The following is a 20,751-nucleotide window of genomic DNA, read 5'->3' on the forward strand; positions in this document are numbered from 1 at the left end:
CCTTATTGACCTTCAGCGCTCCCTGCTCCGTCCGGCGGAGCACAGACGTTCAACGTAACGCGCCGGACAAGACTGCATTCCCAGGGAACCCCGCAGTCGGATGGTAACGGTCCGGCCACCGCATGCGTCTGACCGCGACACCGTACACCGGGAAGACACTGTTATGTCGGACACAATCCCGGAAGATCATGCGACCACACCGCCCGGCCAGAACTCGTCCGGAGCGGATGAAGGACGCTCCCCGACCAGCTCACGGAGCCGGCGCAGACGCCTGCGACCGGTGATCACCCAGTGTCCTCCATCATCCGCCACGCGACCGGACAGACCGGCCCGGACCAGCGCCGCCGCCACCCCGTGCGGGTCCTTCGCCGGGTCCAGACCCAGGGCGAACCCACCCGGGCGCGGCTCACCGGCCGCCGCCACCCAGAGCCGCATCCGCGGCCCGGAGAGAAAGAGCTGCGCGGATGCCTCCGGCCAGGCGCGGGCAAGACCATTCAACCTCCGGGAGTACGCGGTACGCACCTCGAAGATCGGGCGGGGCGGATCCTCCGGCTCGGGTGTGTCGATCGCCTCTTCCGTGGATTCGGGGCGCTCACCTCGTACCCCATCGTCGGGAACGGGAGCCCAGGTGGCACTCAGGCCGCGCGCGGCCAGCTCGGTGACCAGGACGTGGACCCGCCAGGCGGCGTCGACCCGGACCGAGACGCGGGCCGTGCCCCCCATCCGGCCGAGTCGGCCGGGCCCGGCCAGCAGGCCGGCCAGATCGGCGGGTGACGGCTCGGTGGTCTCGGCGCTGAACATCGACAGCTGGCGCCCACCCGGCTCGCCGGGTGCGCCACGCCGCATGGGCCTCCGCTCCACCGGAATCGGTGGGGGCAGCTCCTCGCGCGGGATCAGCGGCCAGCCGGTCTCGGACATCCGGTCACTGGCATTCGGGCAGGGAGTCGAAGGCCTGTCTCAGCTCCACCGACTCCAGACTCGTGGTGTCCAGGCTGCTCCGCTCGTAGTCCGAGGTGAGCTTCTCGACGACCCGGGCGACCTCGGTGTAGAAGGTCTTGGCCGGGCTGGTGGCCAGCGCCTCGATGCCGGTGCGGGCGGTGCCGTAGGCGTCCCGGATGCCGGCGAGCGAGCCCAGGAAGCCGTCGGCGATCTCCTCGCCGTTCGTCACGTCGGGGACGCCGGCCCGCTGCACGCCGGCCCGCGCCTCCTCGCTGGCGCTCTCCGCGCCGTCGAAGAGACGGGCCAGGTTCTCCTTCGCCTGGGCCGGCGTGGTCTCGGCCGTCATCTGCTGTCGAGTCCGGCTGGTGAGGGTGTCGATCTCGCTGCGCCACGGGCCCAGAGCGGTGCACACCAGCGCCGCCCAGGCCTGCGGCCCGGGCCGGCTGGAGCACCCGGCCAGAGGTGCGGCGAGCACGAGGACGAGGGCCAGGGTGATCGGTCGGACCGCGCGCATGGAAGCAGGGTACGACTAGGGCCGGACACTCCACACACCTCGATCGAGTCAAGGACGAAAGGCACCCGGGCGAGCCGGGTGCCTTTCGTCCTGTCGGACCTGGTTCAGGAGACGTTGTCCTTGACCCGGGACGACTCCGTGGCGCGGGCCTCCTGGACGGCCTTGGCCGTGTCGGCGGCACCGACAGCGGCGGCAGCCGTGGCCGCGGAGGGCTCGTCGCCCATCGTGACCGGCTTGCGCTTGCTCCAGAACACCGCGGTCGCCACGATCACGACCGCCACGACCGCGACGCCGACCCGCAGGGCGGTGTTCGCGTCCGCCCCGTAGCTCCAGGTCACCACGGCCGGAGCGATCAGCAGCGAGACCAGGTTCATCACCTTGATCAGCGGGTTGATCGCCGGGCCGGCGGTGTCCTTGAACGGGTCGCCGACGGTGTCGCCGATGACCGTGGCGGCGTGCGCCTCGGAACCCTTGCCACCGAAGGCGCCGTCCTCCACCAGCTTCTTCGCGTTGTCCCACGCGCCGCCGGAGTTGGACAGGAAGACCGCCATCAGGGTGCCGGTGCCGATCGCGCCGGCCAGGTACGCCGCGAGCGCGCCCGGGCCGAGGCCGAAGCCCACCGCGATCGGCGCGGTGATCGCCAGCAGACCGGGAGTGAGCAGCTCACGCTGCGCGTCCCGGGTGCAGATGTCGACGACCCGGCCGTACTCCGGACGCTGTGTGCCGTCCATGATGCCCGGGAAGTCGCGGAACTGGCGGCGGACCTCCATCACGACCGCGCCGGCCGAGCGGGAGACCGCGTTGATGGCCAGACCGGAGAAGAGGAACACCACCGCCGCACCGACCAGCAGGCCGACCAGCGCCCGCGGGTTGGAGATGTTCAGCTGGGCCAGGATCTCGGCGCCGACGTTCGTCACCCCGGCCTCGGTCAGCGCGCTGGCCAGGCTGTTGGTGTACGACCCGAACAGCGCCGTGGCCGCGAGCACCGCGGTCGCGATCGCGATGCCCTTGGTGATCGCCTTCGTGGTGTTGCCGACCGCGTCCAGCTCGGTGAGGATCTGGGCGCCCCGCTCGTCGATGTCACCGGACATCTCGGCGATGCCCTGCGCGTTGTCCGAGATCGGGCCGAAGGTGTCCATCGCCACGATGACGCCGACCGTGGTGAGCAGGCCGGTGCCGGCCAGCGCCACGGCGAACAGCGACAGCGTCAGCGACGAGCCGCCCAGCAGGTAGGCGCCGAAGACGCCCGCGCCGAGCAGCAGCGCCGAGTAGACCGCCGACTCCAGGCCGACGCTGATGCCGGCCAGGACCACGGTGGCCGGGCCGGTCTGCGACGACTTGCCGATGTCCTGCACCGGGCGCCGGTCCGTCTCGGTGAAGTAGCCGGTCAGCGCCTGGATGGCGGCGGCCAGCACGATGCCGATCACGACCGCGCCGACCGCGACCAGCTGCGGGTTGCGGCCGCTGTTCAGGATGTCCTCGGCGATGCCCGCGTCACCGAACCCGGCGAAGGAGTCCGGCAGGTAGACGAAGCTCACCACGGCCACCGCGATCGCGGAGATCGCGGCCGAGATGTAGAACGCCCGGTTGATCGCGGTGAGACCGTTGCGGTCGCTGGCCCGCAGCCGGGTGATGAAGACACCGACGATCGCGATCAGCACACCGATCGTGGAGACGATCAGCGGGAAGATCAGGCCGTCCTGACCGAACGCGGCCGAACCCAGGATCAGGGCGGCCACCAGGGTCACGGCGTACGACTCGAACAGGTCGGCGGCCATGCCGGCGCAGTCGCCGACGTTGTCGCCCACGTTGTCGGCGATGGTCGCGGCGTTGCGCGGGTCGTCCTCCGGAATACCCTGCTCGACCTTGCCGACCAGGTCGGCGCCGACGTCCGCGGCCTTGGTGAAGATGCCGCCGCCGACCCGCATGAACATGGCCAGCAGCGCGGCACCGAAGCCGAAGCCCTCCAGCACGGTGGGCGCGTCGCCGCGGAAGATCAGCACGACCAGCGCGCCGCCGAACAGGCCGAGACCGACGGTGAGGAAGCCCACCACACCACCGGTACGGAAGGCGATGCCCATCGCCTTCTCCCGGCCGCCCTGCTCCCCGGCCGCCGCGGCGACCCGCAGGTTGGCCCGGGTGGCCAGCGCCATGCCGGCGCCGCCGATGAACGAGCTGAACACCGCGCCGACGATGAAGAACAGCGAGCGGCCGATCTTGACCCAGGTCTCGTTGTCCGTCTCGTGCACCGGCAGGAGGAACAGCAGGACGACCGCGATGACGACGAAGATGCCGAGGGTCTTGAACTGCCGGAACAGGTACGCCGAGGCGCCCTCCTGCACGGCGCCCGCGATCTCCTGCATCTTCGGGGTGCCGCGTTCGGTCTTCAGCACCGATTGGACGAACGCGGCGGCGAAGCCCAGGGCCACCAGGGCGAACACCAGGGCGACGATGACGAATGTGACGTTTGATCCGCTCAGGGACACTCCACCGCCATCAGCGGCGAGGTCTATCGAGGTCCCGGACATCCTTGTCCTCCTACACCGATGGCGCCCGGACGGCGGACGAAGCCTTCCGAGCGCATTCCCCGGGGAGCCCGGGGAACGACCGACCAGACCCGCGGACGCGGGCCAGCAGTAGCTGATAACTCGCGTACTGTATAGGGCTTACGTGTTGGTCGTCACATGTGGCACCAGGCGTGTTCCGGCGATGATCACCGTTGTGTTAGGCCGGTGTCGATCTCGAGTTTAACCCCGCCCGACTTTAACCGCTATTTGCTGAAATTTCGCCCATAGGCGGACATAGCGGCCAAGCGTGTCGCGTCAGCGGCGGGTGACCGGCCAGACCATGCGGACCTCGGTGCCCGGGCCGTCGTCCACCGGGCGCACCTGCAGGTCGTCGACGAAACCGGCGAGCAGCGCGAAACCCACACCGGTGGTGAGCGCGTCGTCGGTGAGATTCTCCGCGGCCAGCTCGTCCGGCGGCAGCTTGGTCAGGCCCACGCTCGCCTCGATCGGGGCGTGGTCGATCACCCGGACCGTGTAGGAGTCCGAGTCGGACATCTCCATCGTGACGAGATCGGTGAGGCCGTACTGGCGGTGCAGGGTGACCGCCCGGGTGCAGGCCTCACCGATGGCGAGCCGGACCTCGTCGAGCAGCTCCTCCGCCACGCCGGCACGCCGGGCCACGGCGACGCCGACGAGCCGGGCGGTGCGCACGTGCACCGGGGCCGGAGAGAAGGAGAGCCGAACGGTTGCCATCACGAAGTAGGACCGCTGCCGTCGCGCTCGGTGGCCGCATCGACCGTTGGGAAGATCGGGAAGACCTGGTCCAGAGCGGTGATCCGGAAAATCTTGAGAAGCGGCTCCTTGGCGCAGACCAGACCGAAGGTCCCGTGCGCGGTACGCAGCCGCTTCAGCGCACCGACCAGGACACCCAGGCCGGTCGAGTCGAGGAAGTCGACCCGCTCCAGATCGACGACCACGTCACGGGCGCCCGCGTCCACCAGCTCGATGAGCCGCTCGCGCAGTCGGGGGGCGGTGTAAACATCCACCTCACCGCCGACCTCGAGCACGGTGTGCTCGGCGACGGTCCGGGTCGTGAGTGACAGCTCCATCGGTCCTCCTCCCTGATCTCTCCCCCCGCGAAATCTAACCACCGACCGATCGGGGCTGACGCTTGGCACCCACCGTCCTACCCGTTTGAGGTTCGGGCCATACCGGTGTCACAGTGCAATGCGTGACCTCCACCGCCTTCGGTCCTGCTGAACTGCTGCACCGGCTGCGGGCCCGCACCACCGGCACAGCGGTTTCGCCGGTCACCCACATCGAGCGGGTCCCCGCTCGCGAGGGCCGTCCGGCACCGTGGCCCTCCTGGACCGACCCCGCGGTGCGCGACGCCCTCGTCGCGCAGGGGATCGCCGCCCCGTGGGAGCACCAGGTGGCCGCGGCCACCCTCGCCCGGGAGGGCACGCATGTCGTTCTGGCCACCGGCACGGCATCGGGCAAATCGCTCGCCTACCAACTGCCGGCACTCAGCACGCTCGCCACGGACCCTAAGGCGACGGTGCTCTATCTGTCACCCACCAAGGCGCTCGCCGCCGATCAGCTGCGCGGTCTGGTGCGGCTCGGGCTGGACGGGGTGCGTCCGGCCACCTACGACGGCGACACCCCACGCGAGGAACGGGAGTGGATCCGGCAGCACTCGCGCTTCCTGCTCACCAACCCCGACATGCTGCATCACAGCCTGCTGCCGGGCCACAGCCGGTGGGGGGTCTTCCTCCGACGGCTTCGGTACGTGGTGATCGACGAATGTCACACCTACCGCGGAGTGTTCGGCTCGCACGTGGCGCACGTGCTGCGACGGCTGCGCCGGGCGGCGGCCCGGTACGGCGCCTCGCCGACATTCGTGCTGGCCTCCGCCACCTCCGGGGATCCGGCCGGGTCGGCGTCGAGACTGACCGGGCTGCCGGTGACCGCGGTGACCGACGACGCCTCCCCGCGCGGCGCCGTGACGTTCGCCCTGTGGGAGCCGCCGCTGCTCCCCACCTTCGAGGACTCGGCCGAGGAGGCGCCCCCCATCCGGCGGTCCGCCCTGCGGGAGACGGCCGACCTGCTCACCGACGCGGTCGTGGCCGGCACCCGCACGCTGGCCTTCGTCCGGTCCCGTCGCGGAGCCGAGGTCGTCGCCGCACTGACCCGGCAGTCGCTGGACGAGGCGGTGCCCGGACTCGGTGACCGGGTCGCCGCCTACCGGGCCGGCTATCTGCGGGAGGACCGGCGGGCCATCGAACGGGCGCTGCTCTCCGGGGAACTGCTCGGGCTGGCCTCCACCAACGCACTGGAGCTCGGGGTCGACCTGGCCGGGCTGGACGCCGTACTGATCTGCGGTTATCCCGGCACCCGGGCGTCGCTGTGGCAGCAGGCGGGCCGGGCCGGGCGGGCCGGCGGGGAGGCGCTCGCCGTGCTGGTGGCCCGGGACGATCCGCTCGACACCTACCTGGTGCACCATCCGGAGGCGGTGTTCGGGCGGCCGGTCGAGGCGACCGTGCTCGACCCGGCGAACCCGTACGTGCTCGGTCCGCAACTGTGCTGTGCCGCGTCCGAGGCGCCCCTCACCGACGCCGACCTGGCACTCTTCGGCGACGCGGCGGCCGGGATCGTGCAGCGGCTGGTCGCCGAGGGGGTGCTACGGCGGCGGCCGTCCGGGTGGTACTGGATCCATCGCGGCCGGCCGGAGGTCGACCTGCGCGGCACCGGCGGGGCTCCGGTGGCGGTCGTCGAGTCGTCGACCGGGCGGCTGCTCGGCACGGTCGACCCCGGTTCGTCGCACGTCATGCTCCACCCGGGTGCGGTCTACCTGCATCAGGGCGTGTCCTTTGTGGTGGACGACCTGGATCTGGAGGACGCGATCGCGCTGGTCCACCAGGAGGAACCGGACTGGACCACGCACGCCCGGGACGTCACCGACCTCTCGGTGGTGAACGTCCGGTCGTACGTGGACGCCGGCCCGGTCGGCCTGTTCCTCGGCGAGGTGGACGTGACCAACCAGGTGGTGTCCTACCAGCGGCGACGGATCGGCAGCGGCCAGGTCATCGACACCCGCCCGCTCGACCTGCCGGCCCGCGAACTGCGAACGGTGGCCGTCTGGTTCACCGTCTCGCCGCAGGCGCTGGTCGCCGCCGGGGTGGAGCCGAGCGAGTTCCCGGGCGCGCTGCACGCCGCCGAGCACGCCGGGATCGGCCTGCTGCCGCTGATCGCCACCTGCGACCGGTGGGACATCGGCGGGTTGTCCACCGCCGGCCACGCCGACACCGAGGCGCCGACCGTCTTCGTCTACGACGGGCATCCCGGGGGTGCCGGGTTCGCCGAGCGGGCCTACGGAACGGCGGCGGAGTGGCTGCGGGCCACCCGGGAAGCGATCGCGTCGTGCGTGTGCGAGGCCGGATGCCCGTCCTGCGTGCAGTCGCCGAAGTGCGGGAACGGCAACAACCCGCTGAACAAGGAGGACGCCGTGAAGGTGCTCGACGTCGTCCTCGGCGCGCTTCCGGAGACCTGCTGACCGGTCATGTGGGAATAGTCACATCGGAGACGGGGCCGGCCCGGGAGGCGGCTTCCGCGCCGGCCGGAGCGAACCGGAACCGGACCTCGGCCCGCACCACGATCTCCAGCCCCGAGACGGCGCAGCCGGACATGCTCGCTCCGTTGGCCTCGACGTAGCGCCGTGCCACCGCGCAGGCCGCCGACTCACCCTCGATGGCGTGCGCTCCCCCGGCCAGCGCCCCGAAGTCGGCCGCCACCTTGGCCTGGTGCCGGGCCACCCGTGCGGCGCCGACGGTGGCCAGGCCGGCGGCCAGCACGACCAGCACCGATCCGGCGGCCGCCACCAGAATCGACGCCGAGCCCCGGTCCCGGGCTCGCTGCCAGCGCTCGACACCGGGCCCCGCGTCCCGCACCGGACAACCACCCTCTCCCACTCGCGGGCCGCGATCGGCACTCGGTCCCGCGGCCCTCACGGGGCGGCCGGCCCGTCCGGCTCGCGGGCCGCGGACGCGCTGGCCTGGACGGTCATCCCCGGCAGATCCGACCCGAGGATCCGGACCGGCGCCGACACCTCCGCCGTGACCGTCTCCCCACCCTCCGACACCCGGATGGCGGCGCCCTCCGGAGCCATCCGGACCGCCGCCGTGGACGGCTCGCCCCGGGCGGCGGACAGCGCGGCCTCCCGGGCCGCGTCCAGGCACTGCATCCGGGTCGCCACCGCTGTGACGGCCGTGATGCCGGCGCTGAGCAGCACCATGAGCGCCGGCAGCCCGGCCGCGAACTCCGCGGTGAACGAACCCCGGTCCCGGCCGGGCCACCGGCGCCGTCTCACTTCAGCGCCCGGGCGATGAGCGCGCTCAACGCCGACTGCACGGTCCCGCTCGTGATGACCTTGAGCAGGACGCCGGCGAAGGCGACCGCGGCGATCGTGCCCACGGCGTATTCGGCGGTGCTCATCCCGGCGTCCCCGGCTTCCGCCTGGAGCCGCCGGTAGTGGGCGATGAGTTTGTGCACTGGACCTCCTCGGTCGGTCGGGTACGGCGCCGGACACGCCGTACCGGGTTTCACAGCACGTCGCGGAGGATCGCGACCATCGCCGGCACCAGGCCGGCGAGTACGAAGGCCGGCAGGAAGCACAGCCCGAGTGGAAGGACGATGAGGACACTCGCCCGTTGGGCGGCGGCCTCGTTCTCGACGGCACGCTCGGCCCGCAGGTCACCGGCGAACCGTTCCAGCGCACCGGCCAGCGCACCGCCGCTCGCGCTGGACCGGACGGCCGCGGCGACCAGCCGCTCGCTCTGCGGCACCCCGGCCAGATGCGCCCACGCCTCGGCCGGGCTCGCGCCGAGCCGCAGCGACCGGGCGACCCGCTGGAGCCGGTCACCGAGCGGGCCGCCCAGGGCGTCGGCCACCGCGGCGATCGACCGGTCCACCGAGGTGCCGCCCTGCAACGCGGCCGCCAGCAGGTCCGCGCCGAGCGGCAGGTCGGCCAGGGTCTCGCCGCGTTCCCGGCGGATCTCGGCAGGCTCCCGGCCGCGCAGGAAGCGCTCGGTCCCGAGGCCGGCCGCCAGCCCGAGCGGGATGCCCCACCGCCCGCCGATGAGGCCGGCGACGGCGAGCCCGGCCAGCACCGCCAGCAGCACCCGGGTCCGCCGCCCGCCCGGTCGCCCGGTGCGGGGGCGTGGCAGCCGCCGCCGGCCCGCCGGGAGCAACAGCAGCCCGGCGGCCAGCGCCGCGCAGCCCGCCACCACGATCACGGTCATCGCGCCACCTCGGCCGGCTGCCCGCGGTCACCCTCCGACCCGGTCACCCGCCGAACAGGCGGCCCGGCAACGGCGTCCGCGCCCGCCGGGAATGCCGACCGCGCGGCGGCACCCTCCGGGCCGGGCGAGCGCGGGGAACCGGCCGCCCGCGCCGCATCGCGTTTCGATCCGGCCGGTCGTGCCGCGGCGCACGCCGAGCTCTCGCCGCCCGCTCCGACCAGTGCCGCCGCGCAGCACTCCCGCAACGGCACCCGGACCGGTCCACCCGGGCGCAGCAACTCGGCCACGCCGCACACCGGCGTCATCGCAGCACCCGCTCGCCGATGCGCTGCGCCCACTTCAGCCCGCAGCACTGGAGGATCAGCGCCCCGACCGCGCACCCGGCACCGCCCGGCGTACGCAGCAGCACGTCCATTGGGTCACCGCCCAGCACGTACCCGGCGCCGATCCCGGCGAACGGCAGCACCGCCAGCAGCCCGGCCGTCACCTGAGCACCGGCCGCCTGCGCGCCCGCCTTCCGGGCGAGACGCCCGCTCTCCCGCGCGTCCGACTCGATCCGTTCGAGCAGGTCGGCGGCGGGTGCCCCGGTGTGCTCGGCGAGCCGCCACACCGCACCGGTCAGCCGCTGGATCCGCTCGTCCCCGGCCAGCCGGGCCCCGCTCGCCGAGGCAGCCGCCACCACGGCCGCCGGAATGCCCGCCCGCAGGTCCGCCACCAGGGAGGTCAGCTCGTCGAGGGCCGCCATCCGCCGGGCCGTGCCACGTTTCCGACGGTCCAGGCGGCGCCACTCGTGGACCGCCAGACCCGCGTACCCGCTCGCCACGACCGCCGCGACCGGGCCGCCGGCCGATCCGGCGGCCACCCCGGCGACGGCCGCGGCGCCGAGGGCGAGCCGCCAGACCGGCCCACCGAGCAGGGCGGCGAGCACCCGCCGCACCCGGGTGAGGTCCAGCCGGGCCCGCCGGACGGCCAGCCGGTCCCGTGCGCCACGCTCCGGCCCGGCGACCAGGAGCACCCCGGCCACCAGCAACGTCACGAGCACCCAGGTCACGACCGCAGCACCTCGGGGACCGTGATCCCCCGCTCGGCGAGCAGCCGGGCCAGCACCGTGGCGCCCGGGCCGGATCCGCGGTCGCGCTGCCAGGCCGGCACCACGGTCGCCAGCCGCTCCTCCCCCGCCGGCAGCAGCACGCTGATCGACTCCAGGACCCGGCCCGCACCGGTCCGCCGAACCTGCAACACCACCTGGAGCGCCGCCACCACCTGGGCGTGCAGCGCGGCCCGGGGCAGGCCGCCGAGCAGACCGAGCGCCTCGAGCCGGGCCGGTACGTCCCCGGGCGCGTTGGCGTGCAGCGTCCCGGCGCCCCCGTCGTGGCCGGTGTTGAGCGCGCCGAGCAGGTCGACGATCTCGGCGCCCCGGCATTCCCCGATGACGAGCCGGTCGGGCCGCATCCGCAGCGCCTGCCGGACCAGGTCGGTCAACCCGACGGCGCCGGCGCCCTCCACATTGGCGGTACGCGCTTGGAGCGCCACCACGTGCGGATGCACCGGGCGAAGCTCGGCGGCGTCCTCGACGAGCACGATGCGCTCGGTCGCCGGCACCAGCCCGAGCAGCGTGGCGAGCAGCGTGGTCTTGCCGCTGCCGGTGCCTCCGGTCACCAGGTACGCCAGCCGCCCCGCCACCACGGCCGCCAGCACCTCGGCGGCGGCCGCCGGCACGGTGCCGTGCCGGACCAGGTCGTCGAGGCTGAACGGCCGCTGCCGGAAGGTCCGCAACGACAGGTACGGCCCGTCCGTGGCGACCGGCGGCAGCACCGCGTGCAGCCGGGTGCCGTCCGGGAGGCGGGCGTCCGCGAACGGCTGCCCGTCGTCGAGCCGTCGCCCGCAGGCCGCGACCAGCCGCTGGGCCAGCCGCCGCACCTCGTCGCCGTCACCGAACCGGATCGCCGCCCGCTCCAGCCCGGCGCCCCGGTCCACCCACACGTTCAGCCGGTTGACCAGCACGTCGGTGACGGCGGGGTCGGCCAGCAGGGGCGCCAGCGGGCCGGCCCCGATCAGCTCGTCACGCACCCGCCCGGCCAACCGCAGCACGGCCGTGTCACCGAGCACCGCGGTCTCCTGCCGGACGGCGCTCACCACGGCGGCCGGTGTCGCCTCCACCCCCTCGTACGCGAACCGTTGCCGCACCCGATCCGTGACCCGGTCGCTCATTGCGCCGCCTCCGCCGCGCCCCGGTGTCGCCACGAGTTCATGGCCGAGCTGAATGACTCGCTCATGCGGCCGCCTTGGTGGCCGTGCCCATCAGTTCACCGATCAGCCGCTTGCAGAGGTCGGCGAGCGGCCCCTTCCCGTCGGCCGTCGGCGCCGTACCGCGTTCGATGCCCTGGCAGACACCGGGTTCCGGCCGCAGGGTCCCGGCCAGCGGCAGCCCGAGTGCCCGTGCGATGTCCCGCGCCTTGAGCCGGCCGGGCGCCGGGCCGCGCACCACCACCGCCACGTCTTCACAGTGGACGGACACGGTGGCCGCGATCCGGGCCGCCGACGCGGTGGCCCGCAACTCGGCCGGCACCACGAGCAGCGCACGCTCGGCCGCCTGGAGCGCGAGCACGGCCGCGTCGTCGAGTTGCCGGGGCAGGTCGGCGACGATCACGTCGCGGCCGCGGCGGGCCGCGTCGAGGGCCGCCGCCATCGCCTCGACCGGCACTCCGGGCAGCTCGTCCCGGTCGAAGGAGAGCAGCACCAGGTCGCCGCGGTGCGGTAGGGCGCCGAGCAGGGTGGGCGGGTCGACCCGGCCGTCCGCTCCGGCGAGGGCCGGCCAGCGCATTCCGTCCACCTGCTCCCAGCCGAGCACCAGGTCGAGGCCACCGCCGAGCGGGTCGGCGTCGACCAGCAGGGTGCGATGGCCGGCGCGGACCGCGGTGGTGGCCAGCCCGGTGGCGAGGATGCTCGCCCCGGCGCCGCCGCGGCCGCCGATCACCGCGAGGGTCCGCGAGGTGGCGGGCGGGTCGCTACGCCCGGCGAACTGGTCGACCACCCAGGGGTCGGCCTCCGGCAGGACCGCCACGTTGTCGGCGCCGATGAGGTCGGCCACCTGGAAGGCCGGCCGCATCGTCTCCGGGTGGCCGACCAGGATGATCCGGGACCGCCGGGGCAGCCGGGCCCGTAGGCAGGCGCCCGCCTGGTCGGCGCCGACCAGCACCATGGGCGCGCCGGTCCAGCGGGCCCGGGCGGTGGCCGGGTCGGGCGCCACCTCGACCTCGCATCCGCCGGCCGCGGCGAGGCGCAGCAGGTCGTCGAGCAGGTCCTGGTCGGCGGTCATGATGAGGGGACGACGCGGAGCGGGCATCGGGTCTCCAGCGGGGGTCGGCGGGGTTGGGCGCCCACCGTCGCCGAGCCCGTCCGGCCGCGACAACCACCACCCGCCCCGGCTGTGGACAACCACGGGACTGTGGACAACCGCTACGCACGGCGATGATCTGATATGCCGCCCGGCATGCGCGTGACCGAGTTGGGTATCTTCGAGAACCACACGGACCGATGGAGTTGGCATGGAGTACTCGATCCGGACCACGCCCGCCGATGACGGGTCGGTCACGGTCACGGTGCTGGGGGAGATCGACTTCGCCAACTGCGACATGGTCGCCAAGGGCATCCACGACGCGATCACCGACTGGTCGCCCACGGCCGTCCGGGTGGATCTGCGCGACGCCACCTTCATCGACTCGACCGGGCTCGGCGCGCTGATCGAGGGCTACCGCACCGCCGAGGCCAAGGGCGTCACCTTCGAGGTGATCAATCCGAGCGACACGTTCCGGCGGGTGCTGTCGGTGACCGGTCTCTCCGACTTCTTCGGTCTCATCGACGACCATCGCGACGAGGAGCCGAGCCGGGCCTCCGGCGCCTAACGGGAACGACCCCCGTCGGGGGAGACGGGGGCCGCCCTGGGATTCGGCTCCGGGGGGGTCGAGCCGAATCAACTCGGCGATCGCGGGGGGCGCAATCACCGAGCGCCGACATCACCGGGGGCAACGACAGCAACACACAACCCGGTAACAAACACAAGTCTGCCTCAGAATCGGGTTCCCCGTCGAGTACCGAATGTGGCCCCTGCAACGCCTCCTGCCTGTCTGACCGTTCTCACAGCGCGTCACGGACAGGTGCGTCCCGCGTACGGGGCAGTCGTTTCGAGCATGTTGCGGCTACACTTTCGGCCCGTGGGCCTCAGCGCCGCGTTTTTCGACCTCGACAAGACCGTCATCGCGAAGTCCAGTGCGCTGGCTTTCGGACGGCCGTTCTATCGTGATGGGCTGATCAGCCGCCGTGACGTGGTGAAGACCGCCTATGCGCAGCTGATGTTCCGGCTCGGCGGCGGCACCGACGAGCAATCGATGGCCCGCACCCGCGACTACATGGCGGCCCTCTGCAAGGGCTGGCGGGTCGAGCAGGTGCAGCAGATCGTCGCCGAGACGCTGAACGATCTGATCAACCCCTATGTCTACGCCGAGGCGGCCGCGCTGATCGCCGAGCACCAGGCGGCCGGCCGCGATGTCGTGCTGGTCTCCGCGTCCGGCGACGAGATGGTCCGCCCGATCGGCGCGCTGCTCGGCATCACCGACGTGATCGCCACCCGCATGGCCATCGTCGACGGGCGGTACAGCGGGGCCGTCGAGTTCTATTCGGCCGGGTCGGCCAAGGTCGTCGGCGTCAAGCGGCTGGCCGAGGAGCGGGGCTACGACCTGACCCGGTGTTACGCCTATTCGGATTCGAGCAGTGACCTTCCCCTGCTCGAGGCGGTCGGCCATCCCAGCGCGGTCAACCCCGATCGCGCTCTGCGCCGGGTGGCCGCGCTCCGGTCCTGGCCGATCATGGAGTTCCGCCACCCCGTACCCCTCGGAAAACGCCTGCGGGACCGCCCGGCCGTGCCGGTCGCCGCGGCCTTGGGCGTCGGCGTCGGCGTCGCCATCGGCTTCGCCCTCTACGGGCGCCATCGCCGCACTCGCGCCTCCGCCGTCGCCTGACAATCAAGACCCCTATTTCGTACGGGCTACCCGAACCCGCCGTACCAGACCCGCGACCTCCTGCGACTCCGGACCATGCCGCGCCCGCCGGGCGTGAGTGGGTGGTCCGGACATCGGTCTGAGCATTCGCCTTACGGGCCTCTTTTTGGGCGAAATCTGGTGATCAAGCGGTGGGCGGCGTAGAAATGACTCGCGGGCCCGGAAACATCGGGCACCGTGCACGGCCACCGGGAACCCACGCGCGATCAGCCACGGCAGGCACGTTGCGGCGGGACCTCAGCTCGAAAGAGCGCCAGGACCGTCGACAACGACTCAGGTGCACGCTTGATAACCCGGTCCGGACGCGCGAAGCCGGCGCCCCCGCGAGGGACGCCGGCTCTCCTGTTTCCGGGGTCAGTTCTCCGCCGCGGCCCGGTGCCGGTTGCGGATCTCCTGGTAGACGGCGCGGAACAGTTTCGGCCGGGAGTGGAAGTCGACGCCCCGCGCCCACAGTTCGGTGTTCACCGTGGCGCCGTCGTGCCGTTCGATCAGCACGGTGGTGTCGTTCTGGAGTTCCCAGCGCCCGAGCTTGTGGATGGACTGGTGCAGGTGCACGCCGGCGATGTCGTGCCACCGCATGCTCCGTGAGCGCAGCAGGCCACGGATGAGCACGCCGTCGCTGCTCACGTAGACGCCGTGCCGCAGGATCCGCCAGGCGCCGATCACCCAGACCGCGGCCAGGGTGCAGGCGACCGCCCGCACCCCGTGCCCGATCAGGTCGAACTGGCGGATCGAGGCCCAGGTGAGCAGCGCGAGAGCGACGGCCTCCCAGAGGATGACGAGCCAACGGCCGTTGCCCGGCGTGTACGGGCGGACCCAGTGCGAACCCACGCAAGAAAGTATGCCGCCGGTCAGACCGCGGCCAGGACACCGTCTCCGATGACGGAGATCTCCTCGGCCCCGGCCGTGATCGCCGCGGCGTAGTGGCGCAGCCAGGACCGCACCCCGTCGGTGGTGCCGGTGGCGTAGGCGCCGGCCGATCCCACGTACTCCGGCTCTCGGGAAAGGTGACCCACCTCGGCCGTGACCAGGCCGCGGGGGTCGAAGCCCCGGCCGATCAGGGTGAGGCGGGCGGCGGCCCGGGCCACGACGCCGGCCGGCCCGGCGAACGGGCGCAGGGTGACCAGCTCGGCGTGCACCACGGCGGCGAGCAGCATGGGTGGGGTGGTCTCGTTTCCGGCGACCAGCCCGGCGAGGGCGTCGATCCGCTCGGCGCCGGAGGTGAGCCGGCCGAGGTCGTGGTCGTGGACGACGCCCCGGGCGGCGAGCACGTGCAGCTTGGCCAGCACCTGGCGGGGCGCGCGGGGCCACAGGTCGACCATGCCGGGGAGCGCCTCGGCGACCCGGAGCGCGCCCTGCACGACCGGATCGGTGACGGTGCCACCACGGACCTCTTCGAGGTCGAACCGGCTGCCGTCGAGCGCCGCGCTGGCGACCGCGGCGCGCAGGCTGGCCTCCGCGGCGACCTGGCCGCCGTGTTTGCGCAGGGCTCGATGGCGGTGGGCGGCGTCGACGGCGTCCCGCGCGCTCGCGAAGGCGGGCGCCACGTCGGCGAGGTCGAGCAGGGGTGCTAATGGATCCACCAGAACACGGTAACCGGTAAAACGATCGCCACACGGGGTGCACAAACGAGCTTGGAACTGGCAAGATTCGCGCAGTACCGAGCATCAATACGCCAGTCAGCGCGCGCACGACACCATCGGGCGCGGGCTGGGGCGCAAAACTTCGCGGGATCCCCCGGCACAACTAGTGTGCAACGAGAGAGACCCCGGTCACGGCAGAGGAGCCGCCCTCATGAGCGAGACATTGGAGAACCTGTACTCGGAGACGCGGCAGTTCCCGCCGCCCGCCGACCTCGCGGCGAACGCGAACGTCAAGGCCGACGCGTACGAGATGGCCGCCGCCGACCGGCTGGCCTTCTGGGCCGAGCAGGCCGGACGGCTCGCCTGGACGAAGCCGTGGGACCAGATCCTGGACTGGTCGAACCCGCCGTTCGCCAAGTGGTTCGTCGGCGGCGAGCTGAACATCGCCTACAACTGCGTGGACCGGCACGTCGAGGCCGGCAACGGCGACAAGGTCGCGATCCACTGGGAGGGCGAGCCCGGCGACACCCGCACGGTCACCTACGCCGACCTCCAGAAGCTGGTCAGCCAGGCGGCCAACACGCTCACCGGCCTCGGTGTGACCGCCGGCGACCGGGTGATGATCTACCTGCCGATGATCCCGGAGGCCGCGGTCGCGATGCTGGCCTGCGCCCGGATCGGCGCCACCCACAGCGTGGTGTTCGGCGGCTTCTCGGTGGACGCGCTGGCCACCCGGATCGAGGACGCCGACGCCAAGGTCGTGATCACCGCCGACGGTGGTTACCGCCGTGGCAAGCCGTCCGCGCTCAAGCCGACCGTGGACGAGGCGGTGGCCCGGACCGACCGCATCGAGCACGTGCTGGTGGTCCGCCGGACCGGCGAGGAGGTCGCCTGGACGGACAAGGACAAGTGGTGGCACGAGACGGTCGAGCAGGCCAGCCCGGAGCACGAGGCGCAGCCGTTCGACTCGGAGCACCCGCTCTTCATCCTCTACACCTCGGGCACCACCGGTAAGCCGAAGGGCATCCTGCACACCACCGGCGGTTACCTGACCCAGACGTCGTACACGCATCACGCGGTCTTCGACCTGAAGCCGGAGACCGACGTCTACTGGTGCACCGCCGACATCGGCTGGGTGACCGGGCACTCGTACATCGTCTACGGCCCGCTCTCCAACGGCGCGACCCAGGTGATGTACGAGGGCACGCCGGACACCCCGGACCGCGGCCGGTTCTGGCAGATCGTCGACAAGTACAAGGTGTCGATCCTCTACACCGCCCCCACGCTGATCCGCACCATGATGAAGTGGGGCGACGACATCCCCGCCAAGTACGACCTGTCGTCCCTGCGGGTCCTCGGCAGCGTCGGCGAGCCGATCAACCCGGAGGCGTGGATCTGGTACCGGCAGCACGTGGGCCGGGAGCGCACCCCGATCGTGGACACCTGGTGGCAGACCGAGACCGGCGCCATCATGATCTCCCCGCTGCCCGGGGTGACCGCCGCGAAGCCGGGTTCGGCGATGACCGCGCTGCCGGGCATCAGCGCCGACGTGGTCGACGACGAGGCACGGTCGGTGCCGGACGGTGGCGGCGGCTTCCTGGTGCTGCGTGAGCCGTGGCCGTCGATGCTGCGCACGATCTGGGGCGACGACCAGCGGTTCCTGGACACGTACTGGTCCCGTTTCGGCGCCGGCTCGGGTTCGGGCTCCTCGGACGAGTGGATCTACTTCGCCGGTGACGGCGCGAAGAAGGACGAGGACGGCGCGCTCTGGCTGCTCGGCCGGGTCGACGACGTCATGCTGGTCTCCGGGCACAACATCTCCACCACCGAGGTGGAGTCGGCGCTGGTGTCGCACCCGGCGGTGGCCGAGGCCGCGGTGGTCGGCGCGACCGACGCGACGACCGGCCAGGCGATCGTGGCGTTCACCATCCCGCGCGGCAACGTCGACACCACCGGCGACGCCGGCGAAGCCCTGATCAAGGATCTGCGGGACCACGTGGCCAAGACGCTCGGCCCGATCGCCAAGCCTCGTCAGATCATGCTGGTCGCGGAGCTTCCGAAGACCCGCTCCGGCAAGATCATGCGGCGGCTGCTGCGTGACGTCGCGGAGAACCGCTCGCTCGGTGACGTGACCACGCTCCAGGACTCGACCGTCATGGACCTCATCTCGTCGGGTCTCCAGACGGCCAAGCCGGAGGACTGACGACAGTCCATAAAGGCTGGTAGCGCGCATGCGCTGCCAGCCTTTCTGTCTTTTATGCCGGTATTGACAGTATGGCAGGGCCATACTGGATAACCGTTGGTCATCAATATGCCTACGGTTCCCCGAACATCGGCTCGTTTGCATACGTTCACCTGAGTCCCGAACCCCGGGACCGTTTCACGCCGGACCCCGCACCCGGAGCCCGGCACCGAAAACGGAGGTAAACGTAGTGCGCAAGGTGGTCGCAGGGCTGCTTGGCGCCGCGGTCGTGACCAGTGTCGGGGCGATGGCACCGACGATGGTCGCAGCGGCACCCCCCTCGGATCCAGTTCCGTCATCAGCGGCCGGCGAGGCGGCCCATGTCGATGACCATGACCTGCCCAACCCCCTTGAGGAGAAGCGCCGCGCGTTGCGTGAGCAGGCCGTCTCCGAGGTGATCAGCGGTGAGGCCAAGGTCGAGACCCGGAACGGTAGCAAGGTCGTCAATCTCGGCCGGACCTACGGCAACGGGGGCTTCGGTCACCCCGGCAAGAACCAGTACGTGGAGCTGGGCCGGGAGCAGACCGACAAGATTTTCGTGATCCTGACCGAGTTCGGTAACACGCGGCATCCGTCGTTCCCGGACCAGGACACCACGACGCAGTTCGCCGGCCCGTCGACCTTCGAGGGCCCGCTGCACAACGCCATCCCGGCGCCGGACCGGACGGTGGACAACTCGACGGTCTGGCAGGCGAACTACTCGCCGGACTACTTCCGGAAGCTGTACTTCGGCACCGGCAAGGACGTCGAGTCGGTCAAGACCTACTTCGAGACCCAGTCGTCCGGTCGCTACAGCGTCGACGGCCAGGTCTCCGACTGGGTCAAGGTGCCCTACAACGAGGCCCGGTACGGCCGGTCGAACGACAACCCGGCCGACGCCAACGGTGACGACCCGGCGGTCTGCGCCAGCAGCAACTGCACCAACGTGTGGGCGCTGGTCCAGGACGGCGTGAACCAGTGGTACGCGGACCAGAAGGCGGCCGGCAAGACCGAGGCCCAGATCAACGCCGCGCTCAAGGAATACGACGTCTACGACCGGTACGACTTCGACGGCGACGGCAACTTCAACGAGTCCGACGGCTACCTGGACCACTTCCAGATCGTCCACTCCGGTGGCGACCAGGCCGACGGCGACCCGTACCAGGGTGAGGACGCGGTCTGGAGCCACCGCTGGTACGCCTACTCCAGCAGCGCCGGCGTGACCGGCCCGGACTTCAACAAGCTGGGCGGCGCACAGGTCGGCACGAGTGGCCTGTGGGTCGGTGACTACACCATCCAGCCGGAGAACGGTGGCCTGAGCGTCTTCGTCCACGAGTACGCGCACGACCTCGGCCTGCCGGACGACTACGACACCAGCGGTGGCGGCGACAACAACAGCGAGCACTGGACGCTGATGGCGCAGAGCCGTCTCAGCGCCAAGAACGACGAGGGCATCGGCACCCGCCCCGGCGACCTCGGCGCGTGGAACAAGCTCCAGCTGAACTGGCTCAACTACGAGACCGTCAAGGCAGGCGCCAAGAAGGTCGTCAACCTGGGCCCGGAGGAGTACAACACCAAGAAGAAGCAGGCCGTCGTGGTGAACCTGCCGGACAAGCCCGTCACCACCGACCTCGGGGCTCCGTACGCCGGGTCCAAGCAGTTCTTCTCCGGCAACGCCGACGACCTGAACGTCTCGCTGTCCACGCCGATCGACCTGACCGGCAAGACGACCGCCAGCTTCAACGCCAAGGGCCGCTACGCGATCGAGCTGGACTACGACTACCTCTACGCCGAGGCCTCCACCGACGGTGGCGCGAACTGGACGAAGCTCGACGGTACGGCCGCGGGCGCGCCCTTCGTCAAGGACGGCGCCGGTGCTCCGGCGATCAGCGGCACGTCCGCGGGCGCCTGGGTCGACATCACCGTCCCGCTGAACGCGTACGCCGGTAAGAAGTTCGACTTCCGGCTGCGCTACGTGACCGACGGTGGCGTCTCGGAGGGTGGCTTCTTCGGCGACGAGCTGACCGTCACCGCCGACGGCGCCGTGCTCGGCACCGAGGGCGCCGAGGGCACCCCGACCTGGACGCTCGGCGGGTTCACGATCGTGGGCGCCACCGTCACCCAGAACTTCGCGAACTACTACATCGCCGGTTACCGCAGCTACACGTCCTACGACAAGTACCTGGCGACCGGGCCGTACAACTTCGGCTTCCTGAACACCAAGCCGGACTGGGTGGAGCACTACAACTACCAGCAGGGCCTGCTCATCTCGTACTGGGACACCTCGCAGGTGGACAACAACACCAACGAGCACCCGGGTGTGGGCCGCAACCTCTACGTCGACGCCCACCCGAAGCCGTTCCTGAACCCGAACGGGGTTCCGTGGCGGTCGCGGGTCCAGGTGTACGACGCGCCGTTCAGCTTCTACCCGACCGACGGGATGAAGCTGCACCTCAACGGTGTCGAGTCGGTGGTCAAGCCGCTGCCCGGCAACCCGATCTTCAACGACAAGGACAAGTACTTCTACGAGGAGCTGCCGAACCACGGCGTCAAGCTCCCCGCGGTCGGCGTCAAGATCGCGGTGCTGAGCCAGGTCGGCACGTCCATGACGGTCGCCATCCTCTGATCCACAC

At 71.6% G+C, this 20,751-nt stretch carries 20 protein-coding genes; 5 read left to right on the plus strand and 15 right to left on the minus strand.

What is annotated here, in order from left to right; all coding sequences use genetic code 11:
- Nucleotides 1–186 precede the first annotated feature (186 nt).
- The 5 genes from J5X75_RS25100 to J5X75_RS25120 form a co-directional block, all read right to left on the minus strand.
- Nucleotides 187–918 (minus strand): hypothetical protein, encoded by a 732-nt coding sequence (locus J5X75_RS25100; RefSeq protein WP_208469958.1) that lies wholly within the window; start codon nucleotides 916–918, stop codon nucleotides 187–189.
- Nucleotides 919–922: 4 nt separating this feature from the next.
- The gene (locus tag J5X75_RS25105) at nucleotides 923–1,453 is read right to left on the minus strand and encodes a hypothetical protein (protein ID WP_208469959.1); all 531 of its coding nucleotides are present in this window, start codon (nucleotides 1,451–1,453) and stop codon (nucleotides 923–925) included.
- Nucleotides 1,454–1,557: 104 nt separating this feature from the next.
- Nucleotides 1,558–3,981 (minus strand): sodium-translocating pyrophosphatase, encoded by a 2,424-nt coding sequence (locus tag J5X75_RS25110; protein ID WP_208469960.1) that lies wholly within the window; start codon nucleotides 3,979–3,981, stop codon nucleotides 1,558–1,560.
- A gap of 294 nt (nucleotides 3,982–4,275) precedes the next feature.
- A complete protein-coding gene (locus J5X75_RS25115; protein WP_208469961.1) occupies nucleotides 4,276–4,716 on the minus strand; it encodes an ATP-binding protein in 441 nt (146 codons plus the stop codon).
- Nucleotides 4,713–5,069 carry an STAS domain-containing protein gene (locus J5X75_RS25120; protein WP_183225878.1) on the minus strand — a complete coding sequence of 119 codons (357 nt, stop codon included), beginning with the start codon at nucleotides 5,067–5,069 and terminating at the stop codon, nucleotides 4,713–4,715. Before J5X75_RS25120 ends, J5X75_RS25115 begins: the two co-directional genes overlap by 4 nt.
- Before the next feature lie 113 nt (nucleotides 5,070–5,182).
- Between J5X75_RS25120 and sftH the strand changes: the two genes are divergently transcribed.
- Nucleotides 5,183–7,513 carry a DEAD/DEAH box helicase gene (sftH, locus tag J5X75_RS25125; protein ID WP_208469962.1) on the plus strand — a complete coding sequence of 777 codons (2,331 nt, stop codon included), beginning with the start codon at nucleotides 5,183–5,185 and terminating at the stop codon, nucleotides 7,511–7,513.
- Between the two features lie 4 nt (nucleotides 7,514–7,517).
- On the opposite strand, the gene J5X75_RS25130 is transcribed toward sftH, so the two are convergent.
- From J5X75_RS25130 to ssd, 8 genes are all read right to left on the minus strand, one after another.
- Nucleotides 7,518–7,907 carry an Rv3654c family TadE-like protein gene (locus J5X75_RS25130; protein WP_208469963.1) on the minus strand — a complete coding sequence of 130 codons (390 nt, stop codon included), beginning with the start codon at nucleotides 7,905–7,907 and terminating at the stop codon, nucleotides 7,518–7,520.
- 56 nt (nucleotides 7,908–7,963) lie between these two features.
- Complete coding sequence (locus J5X75_RS25135) at nucleotides 7,964–8,326, minus strand: TadE family type IV pilus minor pilin (RefSeq protein ID WP_208469964.1); 363 nt, start codon at nucleotides 8,324–8,326, stop codon at nucleotides 7,964–7,966.
- The gene (locus J5X75_RS25140) at nucleotides 8,323–8,451 is read right to left on the minus strand and encodes a DUF4244 domain-containing protein (protein WP_221246146.1); all 129 of its coding nucleotides are present in this window, start codon (nucleotides 8,449–8,451) and stop codon (nucleotides 8,323–8,325) included. Before J5X75_RS25140 ends, J5X75_RS25135 begins: the two co-directional genes overlap by 4 nt.
- Before the next feature lie 107 nt (nucleotides 8,452–8,558).
- Entirely contained in the window at nucleotides 8,559–9,257 is a 699-nt protein-coding gene (locus tag J5X75_RS25145; protein ID WP_208469965.1) for a type II secretion system F family protein, read from the minus strand.
- Entirely contained in the window at nucleotides 9,254–9,562 is a 309-nt protein-coding gene (locus J5X75_RS25150) for a hypothetical protein (protein ID WP_208469966.1), read from the minus strand. The genes J5X75_RS25145 and J5X75_RS25150 overlap by 4 nt, the downstream gene beginning before the upstream one ends.
- Nucleotides 9,559–10,308 (minus strand): type II secretion system F family protein, encoded by a 750-nt coding sequence (locus tag J5X75_RS25155; protein ID WP_208469967.1) that lies wholly within the window; start codon nucleotides 10,306–10,308, stop codon nucleotides 9,559–9,561. Before J5X75_RS25155 ends, J5X75_RS25150 begins: the two co-directional genes overlap by 4 nt.
- A complete protein-coding gene (locus J5X75_RS25160) occupies nucleotides 10,305–11,468 on the minus strand; it encodes a TadA family conjugal transfer-associated ATPase (protein ID WP_208469968.1) in 1,164 nt (387 codons plus the stop codon). The genes J5X75_RS25155 and J5X75_RS25160 overlap by 4 nt, the downstream gene beginning before the upstream one ends.
- A 61-nt stretch (nucleotides 11,469–11,529) precedes the next feature.
- Nucleotides 11,530–12,576: a septum site-determining protein Ssd gene (gene ssd, locus J5X75_RS25165; RefSeq protein ID WP_208470085.1), complete on the minus strand. Its 1,047-nt coding sequence runs from the start codon at nucleotides 12,574–12,576 to the stop codon at nucleotides 11,530–11,532.
- Nucleotides 12,577–12,805: 229 nt separating this feature from the next.
- On the opposite strand from ssd, the gene J5X75_RS25170 reads away from it, so the two are divergent.
- Entirely contained in the window at nucleotides 12,806–13,162 is a 357-nt protein-coding gene (locus J5X75_RS25170; protein ID WP_208469969.1) for an STAS domain-containing protein, read from the plus strand.
- 309 nt (nucleotides 13,163–13,471) lie between these two features.
- Nucleotides 13,472–14,275, plus strand: coding sequence for an HAD family hydrolase (locus J5X75_RS25175; RefSeq protein ID WP_208469970.1), 804 nt, complete (start codon nucleotides 13,472–13,474; stop codon nucleotides 14,273–14,275).
- A 393-nt stretch (nucleotides 14,276–14,668) separates the two neighbouring features.
- On the opposite strand, the gene J5X75_RS25180 is transcribed toward J5X75_RS25175, so the two are convergent.
- Together J5X75_RS25180 and J5X75_RS25185 are read right to left on the minus strand one after the other, a co-directional pair.
- Entirely contained in the window at nucleotides 14,669–15,145 is a 477-nt protein-coding gene (locus J5X75_RS25180; RefSeq protein ID WP_208469971.1) for a PH domain-containing protein, read from the minus strand.
- A gap of 20 nt (nucleotides 15,146–15,165) precedes the next feature.
- The gene (locus J5X75_RS25185) at nucleotides 15,166–15,897 is read right to left on the minus strand and encodes a Fic family protein (protein ID WP_307798251.1); all 732 of its coding nucleotides are present in this window, start codon (nucleotides 15,895–15,897) and stop codon (nucleotides 15,166–15,168) included.
- Between the two features lie 211 nt (nucleotides 15,898–16,108).
- Between J5X75_RS25185 and acs the strand changes: the two genes are divergently transcribed.
- Both acs and J5X75_RS25195 read left to right on the plus strand, forming a co-directional pair.
- Nucleotides 16,109–18,100 (plus strand): acetate--CoA ligase, encoded by a 1,992-nt coding sequence (gene acs / locus J5X75_RS25190; RefSeq protein WP_208469973.1) that lies wholly within the window; start codon nucleotides 16,109–16,111, stop codon nucleotides 18,098–18,100.
- A 286-nt stretch (nucleotides 18,101–18,386) separates the two neighbouring features.
- Nucleotides 18,387–20,744, plus strand: coding sequence for an immune inhibitor A domain-containing protein (locus tag J5X75_RS25195; protein WP_208469974.1), 2,358 nt, complete (start codon nucleotides 18,387–18,389; stop codon nucleotides 20,742–20,744).
- The last annotated feature ends 7 nt before the right edge of the window (nucleotides 20,745–20,751 follow it).

The sequence above is a fragment of the Actinoplanes flavus genome, from assembly GCF_017592555.1.
GTDB classification, from domain to species: domain Bacteria; phylum Actinomycetota; class Actinomycetes; order Mycobacteriales; family Micromonosporaceae; genus Actinoplanes; species Actinoplanes flavus.

Bases quoted from the DNA above. Each gene is read 5' to 3' on its own strand.
- J5X75_RS25105 (WP_208469959.1), bottom strand. From the start codon at position 1,453: ATGCGCGCGGTCCGACCGATCACCCTGGCCCTCGTCCTCGTGCTCGCC.
- J5X75_RS25160 (WP_208469968.1), bottom strand. From the start codon at position 11,468: ATGAGCGACCGGGTCACGGATCGGGTGCGGCAACGGTTCGCGTACGAG.
- J5X75_RS25170 (WP_208469969.1), top strand. From the start codon at position 12,806: ATGGAGTACTCGATCCGGACCACGCCCGCCGATGACGGGTCGGTCACG.
- ssd (WP_208470085.1), bottom strand. From the start codon at position 12,576: ATGACCGCCGACCAGGACCTGCTCGACGACCTGCTGCGCCTCGCCGCG.
- J5X75_RS25140 (WP_221246146.1), bottom strand. From the start codon at position 8,451: ATGAGCACCGCCGAATACGCCGTGGGCACGATCGCCGCGGTCGCCTTC.
- J5X75_RS25100 (WP_208469958.1), bottom strand. From the start codon at position 918: ATGTCCGAGACCGGCTGGCCGCTGATCCCGCGCGAGGAGCTGCCCCCA.
- J5X75_RS25110 (WP_208469960.1), bottom strand. From the start codon at position 3,981: ATGTCCGGGACCTCGATAGACCTCGCCGCTGATGGCGGTGGAGTGTCC.
- J5X75_RS25120 (WP_183225878.1), bottom strand. From the start codon at position 5,069: ATGGAGCTGTCACTCACGACCCGGACCGTCGCCGAGCACACCGTGCTC.
- J5X75_RS25195 (WP_208469974.1), top strand. From the start codon at position 18,387: ATGGCACCGACGATGGTCGCAGCGGCACCCCCCTCGGATCCAGTTCCG.
- acs (WP_208469973.1), top strand. From the start codon at position 16,109: ATGAGCGAGACATTGGAGAACCTGTACTCGGAGACGCGGCAGTTCCCG.
- J5X75_RS25145 (WP_208469965.1), bottom strand. From the start codon at position 9,257: ATGACCGTGATCGTGGTGGCGGGCTGCGCGGCGCTGGCCGCCGGGCTG.
- J5X75_RS25150 (WP_208469966.1), bottom strand. From the start codon at position 9,562: ATGACGCCGGTGTGCGGCGTGGCCGAGTTGCTGCGCCCGGGTGGACCG.